Consider the following 24,201-nt stretch of genomic DNA (forward strand, 5'->3'; position numbering starts at 1 on the left):
TGTTTGCAGCCATGGGCTAGCCTTTATTCACCCAGCATAGCCTGAGGGATACCATACCGGGCCGTCTGCCTTGCCACCTTACTCACCCACAGCCTGACGCCGCAGGTGCTGCTGGGCCAGAGCGTGTTCCTGCATGGCCATGGCAGGCACCAGTGTCAGATCAGGCACATGGCGCACAGGGGTGGGAGCAACAGCCGGAGCAGAGGCCGCAACAGGCTTGCGTACCTGCGGATCGTGCAGGATGTAGCCTTTGCCCCACACGGTCGAGATCATGTCACCCGCACCAACGGCCTGCAGCTTTTTGCGAAGCTTGCAGATAAAGACATCAATAATCTTAATATCGGGCTCATCCCGCCCGCCATAAAGATGATTGAGGAAGGTTTCCTTGGTCTGGGCAATGCCCTTGCGCATAATCAGCAGTTCAAGGATGGCAAATTCCTTGCCTGTCAGGTGCACGGGCTGATTACGGATGCTGACACTCTGGCTGTTCAGATCCAGTGTCAGATCCCCGACCTGAATGACAGGGTGGGAGAACCCGTTGGACCGGCGCAGCACAGCATGGGTCCGGGCCACCAGTTCCGCCACATCAAAGGGGGCGGCCAGGTAATCATCCGCGCCCATGCCAAAGGCCCGCAAGCGCGCATCCGGCACATCCTGCGCGGCAATGATAATGACCGGGGTTGCAATTTTCAAAGACCGGAGCGTGGCCAGGACCGCATAACCGTCCATGTCGGCCAGATGGAGGCTGATAATTGCCAGGCCATAATCATAATTACGTAAAAGTTCGATAGCGTTCTGCCCGGAGCAGGCAAGGTCTGATGTCAGACCTGCTTTTTTCAGAACAGACTGGATGGCGCGGCTGGAGGTGAATTTATCCTCGGCAAACAGAATGCGCATGGTATGCCCTCACGGCTGAGACGATATGGTTTCATACATCTTAAGGTTGTGCTGGTGATGGTGTCCTACACCTTGGCGCGTCTTTTTGGAAAAATAAACATAATTTCATCTTAGACGCCCAGATAAGGTCATCTTTTGATGCCATAATTAGATAAATGTTATTTTTCATTTGATATGGAACTTATTTGGGGTTTTTCATTCCCCTTAATTTTCAATGTTATATCAAGCTACCTCACGCGCAGCTTTTGCCACAATTGCCACAAAGTAGGCTTTTGGGCCTCTGTTCACTTTTTCTTTTCCACGCACAAACGGCGTATTTCGTATTTTGCCATGGCGCGCCGTTATGCCAGAACTGCGCGAACCCACGCACCCTTACGACAGCAGGAAAAGGCAGGCGGAACAGTGCTCTTTCTCGACACCGAGGACGCAACAGCCGCTCTGGCGGCGCATCTGGCACGGCTGGCGCGGCCGGGCGACTCCATTCTGCTGTCCGGCCCGCTGGGGGCTGGCAAAAGTGTGCTGGCCCGCGCTTTTTTGCGCGCTTTCTGCTCAAGCCCTGGCATGGAAGTGCCAAGCCCCACCTATACGCTGGTGCAGCCCTACGCAGGGCCGATCTGCACGGCACACCATTTTGACCTGTGGCGGCTGGGTGGCCCTGATGAACTGGACGAACTGGGCTGGGACGATGCGCGTGACGGGCTGGTGCTGGTGGAATGGCCCGAACGGCTGGAGGACATGACCCCACCCGACGCCCTGCACATTACCCTTGCCGTGCTGCCTGATGGCCGCCGCACCGCCCGCCTGCACGGCTGGGCCGACCGGCTGCCCCCAACCCTGACCGACACGGGGGCAGCCCCATGACAGTGGCCACCATCCCTGCCCATCTGCCCTTTCTGGACCAGTTGGCCGCCCGCTGGATTGCCCATTCCAACCATGACAGGCTGGCCATGGGGGAGGGCACGATTGTCCTCCCCGGTCGCCGCGCCGCCCGCGCCCTGACCGAGGCCTTTCTGCGCCAGATGAACGGCCAGGGCATGCTGCTGCCCCGCATCATGCCCATTGGCGCGCTGGACGAGGCCGAACTGGGGCTGGCCCTTACCCCCGGCGCGGATGGGCAAAGCCCGCTGGACCTGCCCCCCGCCATTGGCGGCATGACACGTCTGGCCGTGCTGACCAAACTGGTGCTGCAGGCCGACGACGCCTTTGGCACCCGCCCCACACTCGATCAGGCCTGGCCTCTGGCCCGCGCCCTGGCCGAACTGATGGACGAGGCCGAATGGGCAGGCATTGCGCTGGATGAACGCCTGCCCGACGCCGTGCAGGAAGACTTTGCCGAACACTGGCAGACCATCCTCAAGTTCCTGTCCATCGTCACAACAAAATGGCCCGAGTGGCTGCGCGAACAGGGGGCCATGAACCCCATTGCCCGCCAGACCGCCCTCATGCGTATGCAGGCCGCCCTGTGGCGGCAGCAGGCAGCGCAAGACACAGGGCAGGGGGCGGGCCAGCGCCTGTGGGCTGCGGGGTTTACCCATGTCATGGCCCCGACGGTGGAGGCCCTGTCCGCCGTGCTGGCAGGACCACAGGGCTGTGTCGTGCTGCCGGGTCTGGACATGGCCATGCCTGCCGATGTGTTCGACACCCTGCCCGACAGCCACCCACAGGCTGGCATGCAGCACCTGCTGCGTGCTCTGGGGGTCAACAGGGCCGATGTGAGCGTATGGAATGCCGAGGGCGGTGTGCCAGACCGTACTGCCGTGCTGTCACGCATCATGCTGCCTGCCCAGGCGCTGGATGACTGGGCACTGCCCGGCCCCCATGCCCTGCCCGATGTCCTGCGCCTTGACCCGCAGGATGAGCAGGAAGAGGCCGTTGCCATCAGCATGGCCATGCGTGATGCGATGGAAACACCACAGACCCGTGTAGCGCTGATCACCCCCGACCGTAAACTGGCCTCACGCGTGGCAACGGAACTGGCACGCTGGGGCATTCTGGCCGACGACAGCGCAGGCACCGCCCTGGCCGATACCCCGGCAGCCGTGCTGCTGCGCCTGATCGCCCGGGCGGTGGACAGCGGCTTTGCCCCTGTGGCCCTGCTGGCGCTGCTCAAACACCCGCTAGTGGCCTGCGGGTTGCCGCCGGGTGTCTGCCGGGCCTCGGCCCGCCTGCTTGAGCGCGTGGTCCTGCGCGGCCCCGCCCCCCCACCGGGCTTTGCCGCCCTGCGCGAGGCTGTGCAGACAGCACTCAGCGCGCAACAGGCCCGCGACCGCACCCGCATGGATGGCGGGGACGACGCCGACCGCCCCTTTGGCCCCGAACCACTGCCCGCTTTCATGGACAGGCTGGCCACCTGTCTGGCCCCCGTACTGGGGTGGGAGGACGACGCAACACCCCCCACCCAGGGCGGGCACACCGCCCCCCTGCCAGACCTGCTGGCCGCCCTTGTGGCCGTGGCCGAAGCTCTGGCCCGCACCGACACGCAGGACCCCGCAGCCCGCCTGTGGCGTGGTGAGGAAGGCAACCTGCTGGCCGACCGGCTGACCGACCTGATGCTGGCCGCCACCGTCCTGCCCCCCCAGCCCCCCGCCGTGCTGGACGGGCTGCTGACAGCCGTGCTGACACAGGACCGCGCCGCCGCCCGCAAGGGCGACCCCACAGCCCTGCACCCGCGCGTGCTGATCTGGGGGCTGTTCGAGGCCCGGTTGCAAACGGCTGAAACCGTTATTCTAGGTGGGTTGTCGGAGGGTACCTGGCCCCCCGCAGCCGATGCCGGACCATGGATGAGTCGCCCCATGCGCCAGAAGGTGGGTCTGCCCTCGCCCGAGCAGGGCATAGGCCAGGCCGCGCATGATTTTTTTGCCTCGGCCACCGCTGCCCAGCGCGTGATCCTGTCCTGCCCACGGCGGAGGGAGGGCGCACCCGTTGTGCCTGCCCGCTGGCTGACCCGGCTGGACGCCTTTCTGTCAGGCCGGAACACAACCCTGCCCACACACCCGGCCCAGCACTGGCTGACCGGGCTGGACCTGCCCGCAGGGGCGGCCCGCCCTGTCAGCCCGCCACGCCCCACGCCCCCCACCGCCCTGCGCCCGCGCAGGCTGAGTGTGACGGAAATTGAAACATGGATGCGCGACCCCTACGCCATTTACGCCCGCCATGTGCTGAAACTACTGCCCCTGCCAGAGCTTGAGGAAGGGGCCGATGCCTCGGACTACGGCATGATCGTCCATGCCGCACTTGAACGCTGGGTACGCACCTATGGGGCAGGCTGGCCCGCCAACGCCCATGACCATATAGCCCGGATTTTCCGCGACAGCCTGGCCGAATACAGCCTGCGCCCGGCCCTGCGGGCCTGGTGGGAGCCCCGGCTGGCACGGATTGCCCATTGGGTCGCCGACACGGAAACCCTCCGCCGGGCCGAGCACGGCCCCCCAAAAGCCATTCTGACCGAAGCCAAAGGCCAGGTCAGTATCCCCCACGCCCCTGGGGGAGAGTTCAGGCTGGTCGGCCGTGCTGACAGGATAGAACTGGGGGCAGAAGGTAGCATAACCGTACAGGACTACAAAACAGGCATGCTCCCCACCACGCGCGACGTACTGACAGGCTGGAGCCCGCAGTTACCGCTGGAAGCCGCCATGGTGCTGCGCGGCGGTTTTCGTAACGTGCCAGAGGCCCAGGGCATCGACCGTCTGGTTTACTGGCGACTGACAGGCGGCCCCGACCCAGGGCAGGAAGTCACCATAAAGTCTGACGAGGACCAAAGCCTGACCGATCTGGCCGAGGCCACATGGCAGAACCTGCTGGACCGTATCAGCGCCTACGACAATCCCGACCAGCCCTACCTGTCCCACCCGCACCCCGGGCAGGAACCCCGCTTTGCCGATTACGCCCGTCTGGCCCGCGTGCCCGAATGGAGCACTGCCCGTACGGAGGGCGAGACATGAGCACCCAGCACAGCCCCACCCCGCAGGACGCCATTGCCCAGGCCAACAGCCAGCAGACCGTGGCGTCGGACCCTGTGGCCTCCGTTTTCGTGTCGGCCTCGGCGGGGAGTGGTAAAACCAAACTCCTGATCGACCGGCTGCTGCGCCTTATGCTGCCCCGGATCGATGCCAACGGGACTTTGCAAGCAGGCAGCCCTCCGGCGCGTATCCTGTGCCTGACCTTTACCAAGGCCGCGGCGGCGGAAATGGCCATTCGGCTGCAAACCCGGCTGGGCCGCTGGGTGACCCTGCCCGATGCCCGGCTGGATACGGAACTCCTCGCGCTGGACGTGCCCTGCACACCCCAGACCCGCCGCAAGGCCCGCGCCCTGTTTGCCGAGGTGCTGGACCTGCCCGGTGGCATGCGTATTGGTACCATCCACGCCTTCTGCCAGTCCCTTCTCCGCCGCTTCCCGCTGGAAGCCGCCATGAACCCACATTTCACCCTGCTGGAAGACACCGACGCCGCCCTGGCCCTGCGTAGCTGTGTGGAGGACGTTCTGGGCAGCATGCCCCAGCCACGTGCCGCCACCCTGGCAGGCCAGATCGGGCTGGAAGATTTTATTGCCCTGGCCGCCACCCTGCGCCGCACCCCGCGCGCGCAAGCTGTGCTGGACCTGGCCGATACCAAACCCCATAGCCTGACAGCCCTGCTGTGCCGGGTGCTTGACCTGCCCCAGAGCACAGTCAGCCTGAGCGACGCCGCCCTGCTGGAACAGGCCTGCACCGCCTTTACGGGAGAGGACACCCTGCGCGACAGCCTGCGCGAACTGTCCGAAAAAGGCACCGACACTGTCAAAAAAACCATTGCCCCCCTGCTGGACTGGCTGGCCCTGCCCCCCGACAGCCGGGCCGCGGAATGGCCGACATGGCAAAACGGGTTTCTGACCCGCGATGGCAAACCCCGCAGCCGTGGCCTTGTCACTGCCAAGCTGGTGCAGTCCTGCCCGGATGCCGTGCTGGCGGTGCAGAAGGAGGCAGAACGTATTCTGGCCGTGACGGAGCAGCGCAATGCCCGCCAGCTGGTGGTGCTGGGGCAGGCACTGCTGGAGGCCATAGCCCCCGTCGCCCGGCTTTATGACAGCCGCAAGGCCCGTCAGGGGCAGGTGGAATATGATGATCTGGTGCGCCACACACTGGGTCTGCTGGAAAAGCCGGGGGCGGCATGGGTGCTCTACAAGCTCGACGGCGGGATCGACCACCTACTGCTCGATGAGGTGCAGGATACCTCGCCCGAGCAATGGCAGATTGCAGGAGACCTGACGGCGGAATTCTTTGCCGGGGCAGGGGCGCGGGATGACGAAGCCCCCCCACGCACCGTTTTTGCCGTAGGGGACTATAAACAGTCGATCTACGGTTTTCAGGGCGCGGACCCCGAGGCCTTTCGTACCTGGCGGCAGCATTTCCGCACCCACACGGCCGCAGCACACCTGCCCTGGCGTGAACCGGGGCTGAGTGTGTCCTTCCGTTCCACCCCCACGGTGCTGGCTCTGGTAGACGCGGTCTTTGCCCACCCAGACGCCGCGCGGGGCGTGGTGGAGGATGGAGAACCTCCGATGCACCATACCTCCGCCAGACTGGGGCAGGGGGGGCAGGTGGAATTATGGCCCCTGGCCGAATCGGACAGCGCCGAGGAGGGTGACGACCCCAGCCCCTGGAATGCGGCCGCCACCAACACCACCCACCAGAGCCCGCGCCAGAAACTAGCCGATGCTCTGGCGCGCTACATTGCCCACGCCCTGTCCACCCCGCCACACGGGGGGCAGCCCGCGCTGACACCAGCGGATGTGCTGGTGCTGGTGCCCCGGCGCTCCCCCTTTGTCGGGCTGCTGGTGCGGGCCTTGAAGACACAGAACATCCCCGTCGCCACCCTTGTCCGCACCGGGCTGGCCGACCAGTTAGCCGTGCAGGACCTGATGGCCCTGTGCGCGGCCCTGCTGCTGCCCCAGGACGATCTGACACTGGCCTGCGTGCTGACATCCCCCCTGGGGGGCCTGTCGGACGACAGCCTGATGGCGCTGGCCACCAACAGGCCGGAAGGCCAGCCCCTCTGGTCCACCCTGCGGACACGCCACAGCCAGCGCCCGGACTGGACACAGGCCTGGACCCTGCTGGACACGCTGTTTGCCCGCGTGGACTACCTGCCCCCCCATGCCCTGCTGTGTCTGGCACTTGGCCAGCTTGGTGGCCGCGCCCGCCTGCTGGCACGGCTGGGGCCGGAAGCCGCCGAGCCGGTGGACGAACTACTGTCCGCCGCCCTGCGCTACCAGGACCAGCACCCGCCATCGCTGCAAGGGTTTGTGCACTGGCTGCGCCATTCGGAAGAAACTGTCCGGCGCGAGGCCGAGGCCGGGGGCAATGCCGTGCGGGTCATGACAGCCCACGGCGCCAAAGGGTTGCAGGCCCGGCTGGTCATTCTGCCCGACACGGTTGGCACCCCCCGGAATGACGAGCGGCTTTTCTGGGCCACCGATGCCAAAACCGGGCTGGACGTGCCTCTTTATGTCCCCCGCAGTGCGCTGGCTGTGCGCCAGAGCCGCGCCCTGGCAGAAGCCCGCCGCGCCCGCGCGGTAGAGGAATATAACCGCCTGCTCTATGTCGCCCTGACCCGTGCCGCCGACCGGCTGGTGGTCTGCGGCTGGAAACCCGGCCGCACGGTCCCGGCAGACAGTTGGTACGAACGCTGCCGTGCGGGGTTTGAAACGCTTGAGGCCCAACCCCGCGACTGGGTTGCGGCAGACGGCCCCTCCACCCTCTGGCAGGGCTGTGACTGGCCCGGCCAGCCTCTGGTGGTGGAAGAGGTGCCAAGCCACACCCCAGCCAAAACTGCCAGCGCGCCCAGCCAGCCGGAGGGGACACCCCCCTCCCGCCTGCCCGCCTGGGCAGGGCACGCGCCAGACTGGCGGCCGACCCCACCCGCAGCGGAAAGCCTGCCAGCACGCCCGCTGGCTCCCTCCCGCCCGGACGACACCATGCTGGGCCCACTGCCCCCCGCCCGATCCCCGCTGGAAACCGCCGCCATTACCCCCGCCCGGGCGCGTGAGGCAGCTTTCCGCCGGGGTAATCTTGTGCATGCCCTGTTGCAATTTCTGCCCGGCCTGCCCGCCGACCGGCAGGAAACCGCGGCCCGCCAGTGGCTGACACGCCCCACAAGCGGGCTGGACCCCGCCGATGCCAACACCCTGGCCACCAGCCTGCTGGAGGTGCTGCGCCTGCCAGAACTCGCCCCGCTGTTTGCCCCTCAGGCCCGGGCCGAACAACGGCTGGCAGGGCTGGTGGACGGGCAGGTTATCGTGGGGCAGGTGGACCGGCTGTGCATTCTGCCCGACCGGGTGATTGTGTGTGACTTCAAAAGCGGGCGTCATGCCCCGCGCGCGGTCGTAGGCACCCCCGTGCTCTACCTGCGCCAGATGGCGGCCTACCGCACCCTGCTGCGCCAGCTCTGGCCTGACAGAGATGTGGTGTGCGTGCTGGTCTGGACCGAACTGCCCCGGGCCGATGTCCTGCCCGACGCGCTGCTGGACAGCCACACCCCGCATGCCCGCGAACCTGCACGCTCTTGACCACCAGCGCGCCGCCCTTATGTGTAGGAAACAGGTGCACACCCCGCCCGAGGCCACGGCCCCAGGCGCAAAAGACGGGCGGCGCGGCGGGCATGCCGCCCCAGACAAAGGATACCGGACAATGAGTGAGCATACACGCGCTGTCAGCGATGCCAGCTTTGATCAGGACGTGCTGAAGGCCTCTGGCCTGGTGCTGGTTGATTTCTGGGCAGAATGGTGCGGCCCGTGCCGGATGATCGCCCCCGCACTGGACGAAATCGCCGGGGACCTGGCAGGCCAGTTGACCGTCGCCAAGATCAACATTGACGAAAACCCCACAACGCCCAACACCTACGGCGTACGCAGCATCCCCACCCTGATGCTGGTCAAAGACGGCAAGGTGGTGGACACCAAGGTAGGCGCACTGCCCAAAAGCCAGTTGAAAGCCTGGGTCGAAGCCGCTCTCTGAGCCGCCAGACCACCAGCCCCCCACCCACCAGTACCTATGGGGCCTGGGGTGGGGGTGCTCATAATACTTGGCATTACGCCCCCGTGCGCGTAATGCAACCAGGCAGCGGGGACATACCCGGCCTTTCCGTTATCGTGCAGTCACAGGGTTCAAGATGAGCTGGATCACCGAATACGTCCGTCCCAAAATCCGCGGCCTCCTGCGGCGCGAGGTACCGGACAACCTGTGGACCACCTGTGAGTCCTGCAGCCAGATGCTGCTGACCAAGGAACTGCACAAGGCGCTGAACGTGTGCCCCCATTGCGGCCACCACATGCGCGCCTCGGCCACAGACCGGCTGAAATGGACGTTTGATAACGGTGAGTTCAATCGCATTGAACTGCCTATGGCCCCGGTAGACCCGCTGGGCTTTCGTGACCAGAAAAAATATACCGACCGCCTGAAGGACGCACGCGCCAAAAGCCATCTGGATGAATCCCTGCTGGTGGCCCATGGCACCATTGGGGGCCACCCGGCTGTGGTGGGCGTTATGGCGTTTGAATTCATGGCAGGCACCATGGGTGCTGCTTTTGGCGAACGCTTTGTCGCTGCGGCCCGACTGGCCATTTTGCAGAAATCTCCGCTCGTCATCTTCACCGCATCGGGCGGGGCGCGCATGCAGGAAGGGCTTATCAGCCTGATGCAGATGCCGCGCACCACCGTAGCCGTGCAGATGCTGCGCGACGCAGGCCTGCCCTATATTGTGGTGCTGACCAACCCGACCACAGGCGGTGTGACAGCTTCCTTCGCCATGCTGGGTGACGTGCAGATTGGTGAGCCCAATGCCCTGATCGGCTTTGCAGGCCCCCGCGTGATCCAGGACACCGTGCGCGAAACCCTGCCCGAGGGCTTCCAGCGTTCGGAATACCTGCTGGACCACGGCATGCTGGACATGGTGGTGGCCCGCAAGGCACTGCCCCAGACGCTGGCGCGCATTATCGGCCTGCTCACACGGGCACCGGCCGATGTCAAAGCCCCGCCGCCGCGCAAACCTGCTCCCGCACAGGCCGCCGAGTAAGCGGCCCGTGTCCTCCCCCCAGCCCGGCAGCGCCAACACCGCCCAGCCCGCTACCGCCATGACGGAGTTTACTGGCCGCACGGGGGAAATCCTTGAACGGCTGAACCGCCTCTACCCCGCGCTGATCGACCTGTCGCTGGGGCGGCTGGAAGCCCTGCTGGCCCGTCTGGGCCACCCTGAAGACAAACTGCCGCCTGTCATCCACGTCGCGGGCACCAACGGCAAGGGCAGCACCTGTGCCACCCTGCGTGCCATTGGCGAGGCTGCGGGCTGGCGCGTGCATGTCATGTCCTCCCCCCATCTGGTGGATGTGACAGAGCGTTTTCGCATTGCTGGCCAGCTTGTCAGCGAAGCCGAGCTTGTTGCCACGCTCGAAGAAATCGAACGCGTTAATGCGGGTGCCCCCATTACCGTGTTTGAAGTGCTGACCGCCGCTGGATTCCTCCTCTTTGCCCGCCACCCGGCGGAACTGGCAATTATTGAAGTCGGGCTTGGCGGCCGGTGTGATGCCACCAATGTGCTTCGCAAACCCGCAGCCTGCGTGATTACCGCCATCTCGCGCGATCATGAGGCTTTTCTGGGCGACACGCTGGGGGCGATTGCGGCCGAAAAAGCAGGTATTTTCAAACCCGGCGTTCCCGCAGTCACGGGCTTTCAGCCTGACGAGGTTATGGCGGCCCTGCGCGCCCAGGCAGACAAAACCGGCACACCGCTGGCCTGCCGCGGGCAGGACTGGACCGTGGCCCCCCGGCCCGATGGTGCGCCCGGCATGGTCTTTACCGATGCCACAGGCAGCCTGACCCTGCCGCCATCTGCCCTGCCAGGCCCCTGGCAGGCTGACAACGCGGCCCTGGCCGTTGCGGCCCTGCGTTATGCGGGACTGACCCTGCCCGCAACCGCATGGGAGGGCATAAGCCGTGTGCGCTGGCCTGCGCGCATGCAGCGTCTGACAGGCACACTGGCCGGCCTGCTACCCACCGGGTGGGAACTGTGGCTGGACGGCGGGCACAACCCCGGTGCAGGTCTGGCGCTGGCGCGGGAACTGGCTCAGTGGTCCGACCAACCATTACACCTGTTGGTAGGGATGAAGCAGACCAAGGATGCCTCGGGCTTTCTTGACCCCGTGCTGCCTTACGCCACCGACCTATGGGCCATCTGTGAACCCCAGCAGCATCTGGCCCTGCCGGTCGAAGCCATTGTGCAGGCCAGCGGTGGCAAAGCCCATATTGGCCCCACCATCCGTGAGGCGCTGGACGCCATTGTAGCCAGCAGCACAGGCGCACCCGCGCGCGTGCTGATCTGCGGCAGCCTGTATCTGGCCGGCGTGGCGCTGAAACAGGACGGCTGGCAGGCAAGCTGACAGCCCGACAACACCGCACAGATTATGGGAAAATGGTGCCCCCAGTAGGATTTGAACCCACGACCTACCGCTTACAAGGCGGTTGCTCTACCACTGAGCTATAAGGGCTTGGCAGAACGTGCTACCTAAGGCGGGACTATAAGCGGCAACAATGCCATGCCGTCAAGCCCTGTTTTTTGGAAAGATCACCCATTTTTTGGGGATACAGGATATTGCATCGGCCCTGTCACTGGCGCATCTAGGCGGTCATGCCCCATTCTGCCCTGCCTGCCCTGTCCCTGCACGATAGCCAACGCCGCCAGACCGTACCGTTTGCGCCGCTAGACCCTGCCCATGTCAAGGTCTACTACTGTGGCCCGACGGTGTATGATCTGGCACATATTGGCAATCTGCGCGCCATGCTGACAGCCGATGTGCTGGTACGCCTGCTGCGTCAGTTGTACCCACGCGTGACCTTTGTGCGTAATATCACCGACGTGGACGATAAAATTACCGCCCGCGCCCGCGCCAACGGGGAAGATATTGCAGCCCTGACCAGCCGCACCACGGCCGACTTCCATGCCGACCTTGCGGCTCTGGGCGTGTTGCCGCCGGATATTGAACCCCGCGCCACCCACAACATTACCCAGATGCAGGAGATGATCGCACAGCTGGTCGCCAACGGGCACGCTTATGTGGCCGAGGGGCATGTGCTGTTTTCGGTCGGGTCTTTTCCGTCCTACGGTGCGCTGTCTGGCCGTAACCCTGACGAGCTTGAGGCCGGGGCGCGGGTGGAAGTGGCCCCGTACAAACAAGCAGCGGGCGATTTTGTGCTGTGGAAGCCCTCCACCCCCGACCAGCCGGGCTGGGACAGCCCCTGGGGCCGGGGCCGACCGGGCTGGCATATTGAATGCTCGGCCATGTCGCACCGCTATCTGGGCGACAGCTTTGACATCCATGGCGGCGGGTCGGACCTGATGTTCCCCCACCATGAGAATGAGCGTGCGCAGAGCCTGTGCTGCTTTCCGCACGGCAGCTTTGCGACCTACTGGGTCCACAACGCCATGCTGCTGGTGGATGGTGAGAAAATGTCCAAGTCCTTGGGCAATTTCCTGACCATCCGCGACGTGCTGGCACAGGCTCCGGCCGAGGCCCTGCGGCTTTTGCTGCTGGGGGCGCATTACCGCTCGACCCTGAACTATACGCTCTCAGGCCTACAAGAAGCCCGCCGCACGCTGGACCGCTTTTACCGTGCGCTGGAAACCGCAGGAGTTACGCAGGACACGCTGGACCCAGCCGTCGCGCAGGCTACCGCCCTGCCGCAGGGCGTGCTGGCCGCCCTGACTGACGACCTGAACACCCCCAAAGCCATAGCCGAGCTGCATGCCCTGGCCGACAAAGCCCTGGCCGGGGACCACGAGGCAGGTCTTGCCCTCAAACGGGGTGCCAACCTGATGGGCCTGCTGGCCAGCAGCCCGCAAGGGTGGTTTCGGGGTGAGACCTCCAGCGACGAGGACAGCGCCATCGAGACCCTGATTGCCGAACGGCTGGCGGCCCGCAAAGCCCGCGACTTTGCCCGCGCCGATGCCCTGCGTGACCAGTTACAGGGGATGGGCATTTTGCTGGAAGATACACGAGACGGCACCACATGGAGGCGCGCATGACCGGGCGTGACGGCGGCGCACCGCTGGAACCATTGGGCAATACGCCTGTTGTTATTCTGATCCGCCCGCAGATGGCCGAAAACATTGGCACCACAGCCCGTGCCATGGCCAATGGCGGGTTGTTCCACCTGCGGATTGTCAGCCCGCGTGATGGCTGGCCGCAGGAACGCGCCTGGCGTGCGGCCTCCGGGGCTGACAGAATTCTGGAAGCCGCCACCGTGCACGACAGCGTGGACGACGCTATTGCCGACCTGCACCATGTCTATGCCACCTGCCCACGCCCGCGCCATATTATCAAAACCGTCATGACTGCACGGGGTGGTGCGGCCGAACTGCGTGCGGCAACGCGCCGTGGCCTCAAGGTCGGGCTGATGTTTGGCCCTGAGCGCGCCGGGCTGGATAATGAGGATATGGCCAGAGCCGATGCGCTGATCCGCTATCCGCTCAACCCCGCGTTTATGTCGCTCAATCTGGCGCAGGCCGTCATGATCATGGCGTATGAGTGGTGGATGTCGGAAGACAGCACCCCTCCGCGCACGCTGATGACCAATGAGACCCATGTGGCGACCAAGGGAGAGCTGGAAAACTTCATGTCGCATCTGGTACGCGAACTGGATGACTGCGGTTTCCTGCGCAATGCCCAGAAGAAGCCGGGTATGGTGCGCAACCTGCGGCATTTCTTTACCCGTGGGGAAGTGACGGAGCAGGAACTGCGCACCCTGCATGGTGTGGTTCGGGAACTGGCCCACCCACGCGGCAAGGACGGCCTGCCCGACGCAGGCTGACACCACGCACTACCCCCACTGAATCGGGGTGAAGGGGCCTGAGGCCCCTTCCGGGTCTCAGGGCAGCGCCCTGAAAACAAAACCTCACCAGAGCCCCTCAACTACGGCCCTCTTCCTCAGACCCGCATGATTAGCAGACCAGTCTGACAGGCTTATTAGGAACAGGATTTGATTGGGTGTCTTTTCTCAGGGCTCTGCCCTGAAACCCGGAAGGGACCGTCGGCCCCTTCACCCCATTTTATTATGGGCTGAATTAACGTGTCGTATGCTTACAGCAAGCACCACAACAGCAGTCATCATTGCGTTTTGTTCTAAGTGAACAAAAGCCAGACTATTTCTTGATTTTAGGAGGGAAGAAGAACTGGTGGAGCCAATCGGAATCGAACCGACGACCTCCTGAATGCCATTCAGGCGCTCTCCCAACTGAGCTATGGCCCCACACTGTTCTTTCAACACAGCGGCTTGGGTCGCCGTGTGTGAAGTGGGTCTTACAGCCTCCTCAAACCGGTTGCAACCCCTTATTTTTATGCCTGTAACACTTTTATGGCCCGCAAGGCGGCAATCAGCGGCAGCAGGGGCAAACCCTGAATGGCAAAGGCATCCCCCTCAATCCTGTCAAAGAGCTGGATGCCCGGCCCCTCCAGCCTGTACGCCCCCACGCTGGACAGGCACTGTGGGCCTTCAAAGGCCAGATACCGTGCAACAAACCCCTCCGTTACAGGCCGCATGGTCAGCCGGGGTTCCGCCACATGCTCCCACAGCACCTGCCCATCCTGCACAAGCACAACCGCCGTATGCAGGATATGGGTCTGCCCCTGGAGCGCCATCAACTGGGTGTGAGCCTGTGCCATATCAGCAGGCTTGTCATACCACTGGCCCTGACAGGACAGGATCTGGTCCGCCCCGATCACCACCGCACCGGGGGCAGGCACGGCCAGTGCCTTGGCACGGGCAAGAGCCAGAGCTGTCTCTGACGCAGACCACCCCTGCTGTAGCCCCTGCTGCTTCAAAGGGGCTTCATCCACGTCGGGGGACTGTGTTTCAAACTCCAGACCGGCATTGTCGAGCATATGCCTGCGGGTATGAGAACCACTCGCCAAAAGGAGTTTCGACTCCCTGTTCTGTAAAGGAGTCGGCTTTAGTACTAAAGCGAGCATGGCAGCGTGTTCCTTTCAGGTACTGCGATGAAAAGAGCCTGTGAGTACTCTGTTGAGTACCGGGGTACATGTGGATTGTACGGAGGTCGGAACATGGGCGTACCGAGTACCGGTAACAACTCTGAAGATTCATGAACCGGTGAATTGTACACAGCCTCATTCTGGATAATTTGGGATAACTCTTAAAAACCCTTGTTTTGCAACGCTCTGAGTTTTGTACACACTGTGGGAAAGATGGGGTACATTTTTGGAATGTCGGGTACCCCGTCATCCACAGTACCTTTTTACAACATCAGTCTTTTTCTTTCTTTTTTTTATAGGAGGAGGGGCGTGGACAGCGCGCGCAAAGATGTGCAGGACTTCTCGCCATGAAAACGCATTCACACATTCCCTCCGCCAAGCGCCTGCTCAGAACGCTCAATGGAGAGGCTCTGTGGCCTCCTCCCATGTGGCTGATGCGCCAGGCCGGACGCTTCCTGCCCGAGTTCCGCGCCATGCGTGCCAAAGCGGATTTCATGACCCGCTGCATGACGCCCGATATCGCAACGGAACTGACCCTTCAGCCCATCCGCCGTTTTGGCATGGATGGGGCCATCCTGTTTTCCGACATTCTGATCCTGCCCTGGGCTATGGGCCAGTCGCTCGATTTTGTGGCCGGTACCGGGCCGGTTCTGGGTGCCATTCGCACAGCGCAGGACCTCGACAAACTCGACGCAGGCATGATTGCGGAAAAAACTGCCCCTGTGCTGGAAACACTGACACGGCTGCGCGGTATTCTGGACGGGCCGGACAGCATCGGTGCAGCTGCACCGGGCAGCACAACGCTGATGGGCTTTACGGGCTCTCCCTTCACCGTTGCGTGCTACATGGTGGAAGGTGGTGGGTCGAAGGAATTTGCCCAGACACGCCGCATGGCTTTTGCAGAACCTGCCTTGTTTGACCGGCTGATAGACCTGCTGACCACAACCACGGCAGACTACCTGTGCGCGCAGGTGGAGGCCGGGGCAGAAGCAGTGATGCTGTTTGATTCCTGGGCCGGACTGCTGCCGCCGTCGCAGTTCCGCAGGCATGTCATAGAGCCAACCCGCCAGATTGTGGCGGCCCTTAAAGCCCGTTACCCGCATGTGCGTGTTGTTGGCTTCCCCCGCCTTGGTGGGGTTATGGTGGCCGAATACGCCCGCCAGACCGGGGTTGATGTGGTGGCGCTGGATACCGGGGCCGACATAGCCCAGATCCGCCCCCTGTTGCCCGCAGGGGTTGGGATCCAAGGGAATCTGGACCCGATTTCCGTGCTGGCTGGGGGCGAGGCCATGCGGGCCGAAGCCCGGGCCATCTGCCATGCCGGGCGGGGTCTGCCGCATGTCTTCAACCTGGGTCACGGCGTTCTGCCAGAAACCCCGGTGGAGCACGTGGAGGACCTGGTGCGTATCGTGCGGGAGGGTGCATAATGGCCGGGGCAGCGCCGATCGGTCTGGTCATTTTTGACTGTGATGGCGTGCTGGTGGACAGCGAGGAAGCAAGCTGCCGCCTGTGTGCTCAGGCGGCGCGCGAAGCAGGCATGGCTGTTGCGGACAGCGATGCCGTTGCGACGTTTTCCGGTATGGCGCTGCCCCTGATCCAGCAGATGATCGAGCGTGAGACGGGCACAGACCTTGGCCCGCACTGGGCCGATGTCATGCAGGCCCGGTTTGTCAGCGCCATGAAGGAAGGGGTGGAACCCATGCCCGGCGTGCATGCCATGCTGGAGGCGGTACACAGGCTGGGGGTGCCGGTTCGTGTGGCGTCCAACTCCTCCATGGAGGAAATGGCCGTCAAGTTTGCGGCCACAGGGCTTGAGCCTCATTTTGAAGGCCGTATTCACTCCGCGCGGGATATGCGGGTGCCCAAACCCCGGCCCGATGTGTACCTGCATGCCGCCCGTACCCAGGGGATTGAACCTGCCCGCTGCCTGGTGCTGGAAGACAGCGACCCCGGCGCACGGGCTGCCGTGGATGCAGGCATGACCTGTGTGATGCTGCGTGAGGCCCATAAGCCCATACCGAACTGGCCGGGACTGATCCGGATTGAAAAACTGTCTGAATTTCCAGCTATTGTTGCACGCATGGCTGGGGTGGAGGAGCAGGCGTAATGGTGGTTGAGGCTTTTTTACCCTATGGCCGCTGGTTTCTGGCGCTGCATGTCATGTCTGTCATGGCGTGGATGGCAGGGCTGTTCTATCTGCCCCGGCTGTTTGTGTACCACTGTCAGGTCAGCCTGGGCGGGGCGGAGAGCGCGCGCTTCAAAATCATGGAGCGGCGGCTGTACCGCGCCATTACGACCCCGGCCATGGTGGCCAGTTTCCTGTTTGGCAGTTGCCTTGTACTGACCCCGGGGCTGGTGGACTGGCATGCCGGGTGGTGGCACCTTAAGCTGCTGGCGGTTTTTCTGATGGCCGGGTTCCATGGGGCCTGTGGCCGTTGGCTACGTGACTTTGCCAATGACCGGAATACACATTCTGAAAAGTTCTTCAGACTGGCAAATGAAATCCCGACAGTGTTGATGATCGTGATTGTGATTATGGTTATCGTCCAGCCCTTTTAAAACAACGCTGTCGTCAAACCTGACCAAGGTTTTTTGGAATTTTTTTCAGAGTTTTTTAAAGACTGTCGCCTTTTTAAAAAAAGGCGACACCCAAAAACTTTTATGACTTTGCAGAGATTGTCAGAGATTTTTTCTTTTTATAAAAAAGTCTGGTTTTGTTTTCTATCCGTCTTGTGTTCTACAGAGACAAAGCCATAAGAGATAATTTTATATAAGCCCTTTGGTTTTCAAAAGTCCAAAAGTGGCGATTGTGACCATACAGGTAATGGAACCTGTGCGGATCATCTCCTCCACTTCGGAAAGCAAGAGTGTATGGCAGGTCATATCCTGCTCTGTCGCTTCAAGCTGTCGCTCCCCCTGTGCCAGGCCTGTGGCAAGGAAGACATGGCCTTTCTGTGTTGAATAGCCCGGACCTTGGTACAGAAGCCCCGCGTGGGTCATGGTCTGGGCGGTCAATCCGGTCTCTTCACGCAGTTCGCCCGCAGCAATATCCTCAGGTCGGGCATCGGGCCGGGTTTCCCACATGCCCATTGGCAGTTCCCACAGGGTCTGCTGCACCGGGTAGCGGTACTGGCGCACGAGGGTGACGGTGGGTGTGCCGTCTTCTGTCCGGCCCAGCGGCAGGATAACAACAAAATCCCCCCGCTCGACCACGCCGTACAGGCCATCCTGCCCGTTGGGGCGGCGGATAATGTCCTCCCGCACGCGGGTCCATGGGTTTTCATACGCAATACGGGACGACAGGGTGACGTAGCCTCCGGCGTCGGGGGTAGGGTCTGTCATGGATGGTCCTTTCTGGCTGTCTATGCGCTGGACATGGGCCTGATCAGCACGGCAGGCCGTTTTGCCAGAGCAGGGGAACCTGCCCTATACTGCACCGGCAAACAGGGGAGAAAAACCTGCATGACGCTGAATGTAAGGTCGGTGGCTGTTTTTTGTGGCTCACGCACGGGTCACGACCCGGCATACAGCCAGGAGGCTGTGCGTGCGGGGGAACTGCTGGCCAGGCACGGCGTACGCCTGATTTATGGCGGTGGTGCCAATGGGCTGATGGGGATTGTGGCGGATGCCACCATCCGGGCCGGGGGCAGCGTGACCGGGATTATTCCCGAATTTCTCAAAACCCGTGAAAAAATGCACGAGCAGGTGTCGGAACTGATCGTGACCACCTCCATGCATGAGCGCAAGCAGATCATGTTTGCCAAGGCCGATGCCTTCTGGATTCTGCCCGGTGGTTTTGGAACATTTGATGAAATGATGGAGATCCTGACATGGCGGCAGCTTGGCCGGCATGACAAGCCCATTCTGCTGGTTAACGTCGGTGGCTGGGGGGATTGCGTGGTGGCCATGCTGGATGCGGCAGTCCGCCAGGGCTTTGCCTCGGCCGAGGCCCGCGCCCTGCTGGTGAGCGTGCCTGATGTTGAAACCGCATTAAGCCTGTCCGGTCGGGCGCATGATGGGGTCGAACTGCCTATGGATGTGCTGTAGGCAGCGTATTTCTGCCCTTGCTTTGTGAGCACAGGCAGGCTATAGGCTCTTCACCATATCGGAGTGTAGCTCAGCCTGGTAGAGCACTGTGTTCGGGACGCAGGGGCCGGAGGTTCGAATCCTCTCACTCCGACCATGGTTTTTTCATAAAAATAAAATAGAAAACCAGAGTAATACTGTTTTCAGTTTTATTTTAAACCATCGAACTTTCTTAAAATTTCATTTAAACTACCAGAGAAAACTTTTTATCTGGTGGTGGGCATGAGTTCGGAACTCCCTAAAAACTTTGATGCATTTTACTCCACTATTCTGGGCCTGAGCCTGAATAGCCTTAAATTCAATACCTTTACTGATAATTTTGATGCAGAACGCTTTAATATAGATGGCGTTGACCATTCCAGAGACTTTGATCTGGGGTCGAGAAACCTTTATTTCACGTGGTTCTTTTTCAACCGGGAAAATCTGTTCAAGGCCTACTCCCTCCTTGCGGACGATTCCTCCCGTCTTTTGTATCTGTGCCTGATCGTCTACCGGATGGTCGGCCATCTTGCCTTCAAAATTCCTGTAGAGTTCCTCAATCGTCCGCAGGACCTTCAGGCCCTCCGCAATGCTGAAAAATCGGTTGAGAGCACCTACCCGGTGACGGGGATGTTCGGCAACCTGCGGCATTTTGATTTTGAGTTTCAGGGCAAGCATTACGTGGGTGATTGCCTGAGCCTGGAGTTTTACCTGTACAGGCACCAGTATTTTTATAACCAGAACGGCATCAAGATTGCTCCCGAAGAGGGCGATAGTGTCATTGATGGTGGAGCCTGCCTGGGTGATACGGCGCTAGTTTTTTCCAACACGGTTGGGCCTGCGGGCAAAGTCTATTCCTTTGACCCGGTGCAGGAACATTGTGATGTTCTGAATTTCAACATCAAGCAGTTTCCCTACCATAATGTCGAGGTCATGCCTTATGGGCTGTCTGACCACGAGGTCAACGCGCCATTGATGGTCATGAACCACTATGCACCGGGCTTTTCGGCCGGGTCACAGGTGCTGCCTCTGACCTCTCTCGACATTCTGGTTGCCCGTGGTGAAATTGAGAGAATTGATTTTATCAAGCTGGATATTGAAGGGGCTGAACTGGAAGCCCTTAAAGGAGCGCAGGAGAGTATTAAGCGCTTTCGGCCGAAAATGGCTGTATCACTGTACCATAAGCCCAATGATCTTTATGAGCTGATGTTCTACATCAAAAACAATTTTGATTTTTATGAGTTCTATCTTGGCCACTATACAATCCATTCGGAAGAAACGGTTTTGTATTGCAAGCCGATCACGCGCTGAATTTTAAGGCGGGCAGGGCTTTCCTTTCCTGATGGAAAGGAAAGCCCCCGCTCTTCAGGCGCGTTCTGTTACGGTTGTGCTGTGCTGGCCCACCAGCAGGGCTTCCCAGCGGTGCATGTCGGCCATACGGTCAGCACGCTGGCTGTGGCTTAATTCCTCCAGCCGCAGGGCGGAGAAGGACCCCAGCGCAATGCTGGTTATAAAACCCAGCACAGCGGCAAGACCGGGGAGCGACAGGGCATAGTCGCTCCAGTTTTTGGATTCAGGCAGGGACTGCCACAGGTACTGGGACAGCCGTGTGGTGTTGGTGAACTCCTGATATCCAACATTCAACCCCGAATGGAAGGTTGAAAATTTCAGCCCGCAGGCAATGAAAATAAATGTGGAGCAAATGGCCAGGCTAAGCGCCATCAGCCACAGGGATATCAGGGTTGTTTTTTTCCATACCATTTTGTCACGGCCTCCTAATTCTGTAAGGTTAGGGGGCAAAAGTGGCTAGCGTTACTTGTGCTGCCTTTCGCATCCTCCGTCCTGATTAATGTATACCTGATATGCTCTTAATGCAACGTGAATCGACAGGAGTCCTAGGATTCCTGCCATTTTCACGGTCTATGGACAAGCTGAGCCCTGCTTCCCATCTATAGGGAAAAGGGCAGTATGGCGCATGCTGGCCTGCCCGGTGGACAGGCTGCGGTTTTCGCAAAGACCGACACAGGGAAAGGCACGATCATGACAATGAAAACGCGGGTCAGGCTGGGGCTTGGCATGGTGCTGGCAGTGGGCATGGCCTGCGCGACAGTGCCTGACACAAGCTACGCGCACCCAGGTGGTGGTGGTGGACCCGGTGGCGGTCCTGGTGGTGGTTTTGGGGGCGGCGGCGGTCCCGGAGGTGGACCGGGCGGCTTTGGCGGCGGCGGCGGCCCACAGGGCGGTGGGTTTGGTCCCGGCAGTGGTGGCTTCCGCCCCGGTGGAGGACCGGGCGGCTTTGGCGGCGGTGGTGGTCCACAGGGCGGCGGTTTTGGTCCCGGTGGTGGCGGTTTCCGCCCCGGAGGCGGACCGGGCGGCTTTGGTGGCGGCGGTGGTCCACAGGGCGGTGGTTTTGGTCCCGGCGGTGGCGGCTTCCGCCCCGGTGGAGGGCCGGGCGGCTTTGGCGGCGGCGGTGGCCCACAGGGCGGTGGTTTTGGTCCCGGCGGTGGCGGCTTTCGTCCCGGAGGCGGTCCGGGTGGTCCGGGTGGCGGCGGGCGGCCCGGTTATCTGGCAGATGGACGTTGGAGCAACGGTGGGGGTGGCCCCGGTCCGGGCGGCGGCGGTCATGTTTTTTATGGCGGTGGCGGCTGGGGGCCGTCGGCATGGGTTAATGGCCCCGGTGGCGGCAGGCCCGGTTTCTGGGGTCCATATTCTCCATTCGTCGGCTGGTGGGGTTCGGACTATTATGGCGGTTGGAATTACCCGTCCTACGGCTGGGGCTATGGGGACTGGGCTGGGGATTATGCTGTCAGCCCATACTGGGCGGGCTGGGGGTGGGGGTGGTCCGCGCCCTTCATGTTCGGCTCGGCTCTGGGTATGACCATTGGCAGCAGCATCAATGCTGACACATCCGCTACATACCCGGCTGCGGGAGTGTATACTCAACCGCAGGCTCAGGACTCAGCTGGGTATCCTGTGTCGGGGCGGCTGGGAACACCGGCGGCGCAGTCTCCCTCCAACATCAATTCCAACATGTCGCTGCCAATTGCGTGCAGTTCCGGTCTGGTGTTTGACGCCGTAACACAGACCTGCCGGATGCCCTGAATGGGGCCATAACGGGAGCAGAGAAAAGGGGGCGCCTTGATTGGGGCGCCCCTTTTTTTTCAGGGCTCGGCCCTGTGATCTGGAAGGGTCGAAAGTCCCTTCACTCTATTCTGTTGAATGGTCTGCAAGGTTGTGGTCATGCCTCGCGCGCGGGAATGGCCCCTTCCAGCGCCAGCAGCCAGGCTTTGTCCTCAACACCGCCCCAGCCGGAATAGCCCCCAAGCCCATGGCGCGCCACAACGCGGTGGCATGGGATGATAATGGGGATAGGGTTGCGCCCGACTGCCTGCCCGATCGACTGGGCGCTGCCGCCACACTGGGCAGCCAGTTCGGCATAGGTGACGGTTGTTCCCACCGGGATGGTACGCAGCGCGTCCCACACCCGCTTTTGGTACGGGGTGCCAAAGGGGGTCAGCGGTACGGGGAATTCCCCCAGGGTTGTGGGGGCGTCAAACCACTGGTCCAGCCAGTCACGCGCCTGGCAGAGCAGGGGGGTCTCGGTCTGGTCGCGGCCCCAGCCCCAGTCGAGCGCAAGAATGGCTCCATCTTCTTCCGACAGGGTCAGGTCCCCAAGGGGGGAGTGGAGGGAAAGCTGGGGCATGGACAAATAACCTTCTGACTGAGCAGGGCAGACAAACAGCAATGCGGCAGACCCCGCAGGGTCTGCCCGCTGGGCTTGGTCTGTCTTATCATTTTTTAAGCCTACGTTCGCGGGGGAAACTGCATTAAGACAGCCTCAGCCAGCACACAGGACCAACAAGCAGGGGGAGGCCGCATACCGTGGGCTATCAGGGGGAAGACACGATTTTTGCGCTCTCCAGTGGGGTGGAGCGCGCTGCCATAGCGGTCATGCGGGTGAGCGGGCCAGACAGTGCGCGTATTCTGGGGCAGATGTGCGGGGCACTGCCCAAAGCCCGGCAGGCTGCATTACGCAAGCTCTGGCAGAATGCCAGTACGCAGGACAGTGTGCTGGATGAAGCTCTGGTCCTGTGGTTTCCCGGCCCCCGCAGCTACACGGGGGAGGACGGGTTTGAACTGCACCTGCATGCAGGCCCGGCCATTATCCGCGCGGTATCGGCGGCACTGGTGGCCCACGGTGCGCGCCCGGCGGAGGCTGGGGAATTTACACGCCGCGCGTTCCAGAACGGGCGGATGGATCTGATTGAGGCCGAGGGGGTGGCTGACCTCGTGGCGGCCGAAACCGAAAGCCAGCGCAGGCAGGCTCTGGCGCAGGCCGATGGCGCGTTAAGCCGTGTCTATACCGGCTGGGCTGAACGGCTCAAGCAGGTGCTGGCCTGGCAGGAAGCCCTGATAGACTTCCCCGATGAAGACCTACCCCCCGAGGTGGAAGACGGTATCCGCTCCGACATTGCCGCCCTGATGGACGAAATGCACCACCACATGCAGGACGGGCAGAAGGGCGAGCGTATTCGGCACGGTATGGTGTTTGCCATTATTGGTCCGCCTAATGCGGGCAAGTCGAGCCTGCTTAACTGGCTGGCCCAGCGTGATGCGGCCATTGTTTCCCCCGTGGCAGGGACAACGCGCGACGCGTTGGAAATTGTGGGCACATTGGCCGGGGTACGTGTTACCTTTGTGGACACCGCCGGCCTGCGTGACACGGACGATGCGATTGAGGCCGAAGGCGTGCGGCGGGCTTTGTTTCACGTGAAACAGGCGGACTGTGTTATTCAGATGTTTCCCGTAGGCTCCCCCCCGGATAGCGTGTTTGACGGGGCCGTGCTGGTGGGCAACAAGGCCGATGTCGGGGCGCTGCCCGCAAGTGTGGCAGGGTGCGATGTTGTGCCTGTCAGCCTGTTGACGGGGCAGGGGCTGCCTGCGCTGCATGCCGTGCTGGAGCAGCGGGCTCTGGCTCTGACGGCATCGTCCAGCGGGGTGCCATTGCTGACAAGGGCGCGGCATGGGGCCGGGGTGCGGGATGCCTGCGCCTGTCTGGAGCGGGCCATGCAGCAGGACTGGCCAGAACTGCGGGGTGAGGAATTGCGCCTGGCCATGCGCGCATTGGGGCGTCTGACCGGGCAGGTGGGCGTGGAGGAACTGCTGGATGCGATATTCGGCCAGTTCTGTATAGGAAAGTAGATGGGGCAGGATAAAGGTACGGT

At 62.2% G+C, this 24,201-nt stretch carries 20 protein-coding genes and 3 tRNA genes; 16 read left to right on the plus strand and 7 right to left on the minus strand.

Features of this window, described 5'->3' with window-relative positions:
• Positions 1–78: 78 nt before the first annotated feature.
• On the minus strand, positions 79–897 hold the full coding sequence (locus FLP30_RS04810) for a response regulator transcription factor (RefSeq protein ID WP_149278820.1): 819 nt from the start codon (positions 895–897) through the stop codon (positions 79–81).
• 402 nt (positions 898–1,299) lie between these two features.
• Here FLP30_RS04810 and tsaE point away from each other — a divergent pair, with 402 nt between their 5' ends.
• From tsaE to FLP30_RS04840, 6 genes are all read left to right on the plus strand, one after another.
• Positions 1,300–1,758: a tRNA (adenosine(37)-N6)-threonylcarbamoyltransferase complex ATPase subunit type 1 TsaE gene (gene tsaE / locus FLP30_RS04815; protein WP_246856594.1), complete on the plus strand. Its 459-nt coding sequence runs from the start codon at positions 1,300–1,302 to the stop codon at positions 1,756–1,758.
• Positions 1,755–4,838, plus strand: coding sequence for a double-strand break repair protein AddB (addB, locus tag FLP30_RS04820; RefSeq protein ID WP_149278822.1), 3,084 nt, complete (start codon positions 1,755–1,757; stop codon positions 4,836–4,838). Before tsaE ends, addB begins: the two co-directional genes overlap by 4 nt.
• A complete protein-coding gene (addA, locus tag FLP30_RS04825; protein WP_149278823.1) occupies positions 4,835–8,440 on the plus strand; it encodes a double-strand break repair helicase AddA in 3,606 nt (1,201 codons plus the stop codon). The genes addB and addA overlap by 4 nt, the downstream gene beginning before the upstream one ends.
• Before the next feature lie 121 nt (positions 8,441–8,561).
• Positions 8,562–8,888 carry a thioredoxin TrxA gene (trxA, locus tag FLP30_RS04830; protein WP_149278824.1) on the plus strand — a complete coding sequence of 109 codons (327 nt, stop codon included), beginning with the start codon at positions 8,562–8,564 and terminating at the stop codon, positions 8,886–8,888.
• Positions 8,889–9,042: 154 nt separating this feature from the next.
• Positions 9,043–9,945, plus strand: coding sequence for an acetyl-CoA carboxylase, carboxyltransferase subunit beta (gene accD, locus FLP30_RS04835; protein ID WP_149278825.1), 903 nt, complete (start codon positions 9,043–9,045; stop codon positions 9,943–9,945).
• Positions 9,946–10,003: 58 nt separating this feature from the next.
• A complete protein-coding gene (locus tag FLP30_RS04840) occupies positions 10,004–11,305 on the plus strand; it encodes a bifunctional folylpolyglutamate synthase/dihydrofolate synthase (protein ID WP_149280224.1) in 1,302 nt (433 codons plus the stop codon).
• 33 nt (positions 11,306–11,338) lie between these two features.
• On the opposite strand, the gene FLP30_RS04845 is transcribed toward FLP30_RS04840, so the two are convergent.
• Positions 11,339–11,413 (minus strand) — tRNA-Thr (locus tag FLP30_RS04845).
• Between the two features lie 140 nt (positions 11,414–11,553).
• Between FLP30_RS04845 and cysS the strand changes: the two genes are divergently transcribed.
• Both cysS and FLP30_RS04855 read left to right on the plus strand, forming a co-directional pair.
• The gene (cysS, locus tag FLP30_RS04850) at positions 11,554–12,948 is read left to right on the plus strand and encodes a cysteine--tRNA ligase (protein ID WP_149278826.1); all 1,395 of its coding nucleotides are present in this window, start codon (positions 11,554–11,556) and stop codon (positions 12,946–12,948) included.
• Complete coding sequence (locus FLP30_RS04855) at positions 12,945–13,733, plus strand: RNA methyltransferase (RefSeq protein ID WP_210419343.1); 789 nt, start codon at positions 12,945–12,947, stop codon at positions 13,731–13,733. Before cysS ends, FLP30_RS04855 begins: the two co-directional genes overlap by 4 nt.
• A 362-nt stretch (positions 13,734–14,095) precedes the next feature.
• Here the strand turns inward: FLP30_RS04855 and FLP30_RS04860 are convergent.
• Together FLP30_RS04860 and FLP30_RS04865 are read right to left on the minus strand one after the other, a co-directional pair.
• Positions 14,096–14,171 (minus strand) — tRNA-Ala (locus FLP30_RS04860).
• Positions 14,172–14,257: 86 nt separating this feature from the next.
• A complete protein-coding gene (locus tag FLP30_RS04865) occupies positions 14,258–14,890 on the minus strand; it encodes a Maf family protein (protein ID WP_149278828.1) in 633 nt (210 codons plus the stop codon).
• Positions 14,891–15,258: 368 nt separating this feature from the next.
• On the opposite strand from FLP30_RS04865, the gene hemE reads away from it, so the two are divergent.
• The 3 genes from hemE to hemJ are packed head-to-tail and all read left to right on the plus strand — an operon-like array spanning position 15,259 to position 17,470.
• The gene (gene hemE, locus FLP30_RS04870) at positions 15,259–16,338 is read left to right on the plus strand and encodes a uroporphyrinogen decarboxylase (RefSeq protein ID WP_149278829.1); all 1,080 of its coding nucleotides are present in this window, start codon (positions 15,259–15,261) and stop codon (positions 16,336–16,338) included.
• Positions 16,338–17,018, plus strand: coding sequence for an HAD family hydrolase (locus FLP30_RS04875; protein WP_149278830.1), 681 nt, complete (start codon positions 16,338–16,340; stop codon positions 17,016–17,018). The genes hemE and FLP30_RS04875 overlap by 1 nt, the downstream gene beginning before the upstream one ends.
• Positions 17,018–17,470 (plus strand): protoporphyrinogen oxidase HemJ, encoded by a 453-nt coding sequence (gene hemJ, locus FLP30_RS04880; protein WP_149278831.1) that lies wholly within the window; start codon positions 17,018–17,020, stop codon positions 17,468–17,470. The genes FLP30_RS04875 and hemJ overlap by 1 nt, the downstream gene beginning before the upstream one ends.
• Before the next feature lie 207 nt (positions 17,471–17,677).
• Here the strand turns inward: hemJ and FLP30_RS04885 are convergent, their stop codons facing one another.
• Positions 17,678–18,253: an NUDIX domain-containing protein gene (locus tag FLP30_RS04885; protein WP_149278832.1), complete on the minus strand. Its 576-nt coding sequence runs from the start codon at positions 18,251–18,253 to the stop codon at positions 17,678–17,680.
• Positions 18,254–18,373: 120 nt separating this feature from the next.
• Between FLP30_RS04885 and FLP30_RS04890 the strand changes: the two genes are divergently transcribed.
• From FLP30_RS04890 to FLP30_RS04900, 3 genes are all read left to right on the plus strand, one after another.
• Positions 18,374–18,958: an LOG family protein gene (locus FLP30_RS04890; protein ID WP_149278833.1), complete on the plus strand. Its 585-nt coding sequence runs from the start codon at positions 18,374–18,376 to the stop codon at positions 18,956–18,958.
• A gap of 59 nt (positions 18,959–19,017) precedes the next feature.
• A tRNA-Pro gene (locus FLP30_RS04895) sits at positions 19,018–19,094 on the plus strand.
• A 125-nt stretch (positions 19,095–19,219) separates the two neighbouring features.
• Positions 19,220–20,287, plus strand: a complete 1,068-nt coding sequence (locus FLP30_RS04900; protein ID WP_149278834.1) for an FkbM family methyltransferase — start codon at positions 19,220–19,222, stop codon at positions 20,285–20,287.
• Positions 20,288–20,341: 54 nt separating this feature from the next.
• Here the strand turns inward: FLP30_RS04900 and FLP30_RS04905 are convergent, their stop codons facing one another.
• Positions 20,342–20,737, minus strand: a complete 396-nt coding sequence (locus FLP30_RS04905) for a hypothetical protein (RefSeq protein ID WP_149278835.1) — start codon at positions 20,735–20,737, stop codon at positions 20,342–20,344.
• A gap of 279 nt (positions 20,738–21,016) precedes the next feature.
• Between FLP30_RS04905 and FLP30_RS14195 the strand changes: the two genes are divergently transcribed.
• Positions 21,017–22,078, plus strand: coding sequence for a hypothetical protein (locus FLP30_RS14195; RefSeq protein WP_210419312.1), 1,062 nt, complete (start codon positions 21,017–21,019; stop codon positions 22,076–22,078).
• A 136-nt stretch (positions 22,079–22,214) separates the two neighbouring features.
• Here the strand turns inward: FLP30_RS14195 and FLP30_RS04915 are convergent, their stop codons facing one another.
• Positions 22,215–22,679 carry a methylated-DNA--[protein]-cysteine S-methyltransferase gene (locus FLP30_RS04915; RefSeq protein ID WP_149278836.1) on the minus strand — a complete coding sequence of 155 codons (465 nt, stop codon included), beginning with the start codon at positions 22,677–22,679 and terminating at the stop codon, positions 22,215–22,217.
• A 248-nt stretch (positions 22,680–22,927) separates the two neighbouring features.
• Between FLP30_RS04915 and mnmE the strand changes: the two genes are divergently transcribed.
• Positions 22,928–24,178: a tRNA uridine-5-carboxymethylaminomethyl(34) synthesis GTPase MnmE gene (gene mnmE / locus FLP30_RS04920; protein ID WP_246856623.1), complete on the plus strand. Its 1,251-nt coding sequence runs from the start codon at positions 22,928–22,930 to the stop codon at positions 24,176–24,178.
• The last annotated feature ends 23 nt before the right edge of the window (positions 24,179–24,201 follow it).

The sequence above is a fragment of the Acetobacter vaccinii genome (assembly GCF_008365315.1).
Classification (GTDB): Bacteria; Pseudomonadota; Alphaproteobacteria; order Acetobacterales; family Acetobacteraceae; genus Acetobacter; species Acetobacter vaccinii.

Excerpts from the sequence above, each read along its gene's own strand:
- addB (WP_149278822.1), top strand. The coding sequence starts at position 1,755 with ATGACAGTGGCCACCATCCCTGCCCATCTGCCCTTTCTGGACCAGTTG.
- FLP30_RS04905 (WP_149278835.1), bottom strand. The coding sequence starts at position 20,737 with ATGGTATGGAAAAAAACAACCCTGATATCCCTGTGGCTGATGGCGCTT.
- FLP30_RS04900 (WP_149278834.1), top strand. The coding sequence starts at position 19,220 with ATGAGTTCGGAACTCCCTAAAAACTTTGATGCATTTTACTCCACTATT.
- FLP30_RS04885 (WP_149278832.1), bottom strand. The coding sequence starts at position 18,253 with ATGACAGACCCTACCCCCGACGCCGGAGGCTACGTCACCCTGTCGTCC.
- FLP30_RS04865 (WP_149278828.1), bottom strand. The coding sequence starts at position 14,890 with ATGCTCGCTTTAGTACTAAAGCCGACTCCTTTACAGAACAGGGAGTCG.
- cysS (WP_149278826.1), top strand. The coding sequence starts at position 11,554 with ATGCCCCATTCTGCCCTGCCTGCCCTGTCCCTGCACGATAGCCAACGC.
- FLP30_RS04890 (WP_149278833.1), top strand. The coding sequence starts at position 18,374 with ATGACGCTGAATGTAAGGTCGGTGGCTGTTTTTTGTGGCTCACGCACG.
- FLP30_RS04875 (WP_149278830.1), top strand. The coding sequence starts at position 16,338 with ATGGCCGGGGCAGCGCCGATCGGTCTGGTCATTTTTGACTGTGATGGC.
- FLP30_RS04810 (WP_149278820.1), bottom strand. The coding sequence starts at position 897 with ATGCGCATTCTGTTTGCCGAGGATAAATTCACCTCCAGCCGCGCCATC.
- FLP30_RS04915 (WP_149278836.1), bottom strand. The coding sequence starts at position 22,679 with ATGCCCCAGCTTTCCCTCCACTCCCCCCTTGGGGACCTGACCCTGTCG.
- FLP30_RS04840 (WP_149280224.1), top strand. The coding sequence starts at position 10,004 with ATGACGGAGTTTACTGGCCGCACGGGGGAAATCCTTGAACGGCTGAAC.
- hemE (WP_149278829.1), top strand. The coding sequence starts at position 15,259 with ATGAAAACGCATTCACACATTCCCTCCGCCAAGCGCCTGCTCAGAACG.
- FLP30_RS04855 (WP_210419343.1), top strand. The coding sequence starts at position 12,945 with ATGACCGGGCGTGACGGCGGCGCACCGCTGGAACCATTGGGCAATACG.
- accD (WP_149278825.1), top strand. The coding sequence starts at position 9,043 with ATGAGCTGGATCACCGAATACGTCCGTCCCAAAATCCGCGGCCTCCTG.
- trxA (WP_149278824.1), top strand. The coding sequence starts at position 8,562 with ATGAGTGAGCATACACGCGCTGTCAGCGATGCCAGCTTTGATCAGGAC.
- hemJ (WP_149278831.1), top strand. The coding sequence starts at position 17,018 with ATGGTGGTTGAGGCTTTTTTACCCTATGGCCGCTGGTTTCTGGCGCTG.
- mnmE (WP_246856623.1), top strand. The coding sequence starts at position 22,928 with ATGCGGGTGAGCGGGCCAGACAGTGCGCGTATTCTGGGGCAGATGTGC.
- FLP30_RS14195 (WP_210419312.1), top strand. The coding sequence starts at position 21,017 with ATGACAATGAAAACGCGGGTCAGGCTGGGGCTTGGCATGGTGCTGGCA.
- addA (WP_149278823.1), top strand. The coding sequence starts at position 4,835 with ATGAGCACCCAGCACAGCCCCACCCCGCAGGACGCCATTGCCCAGGCC.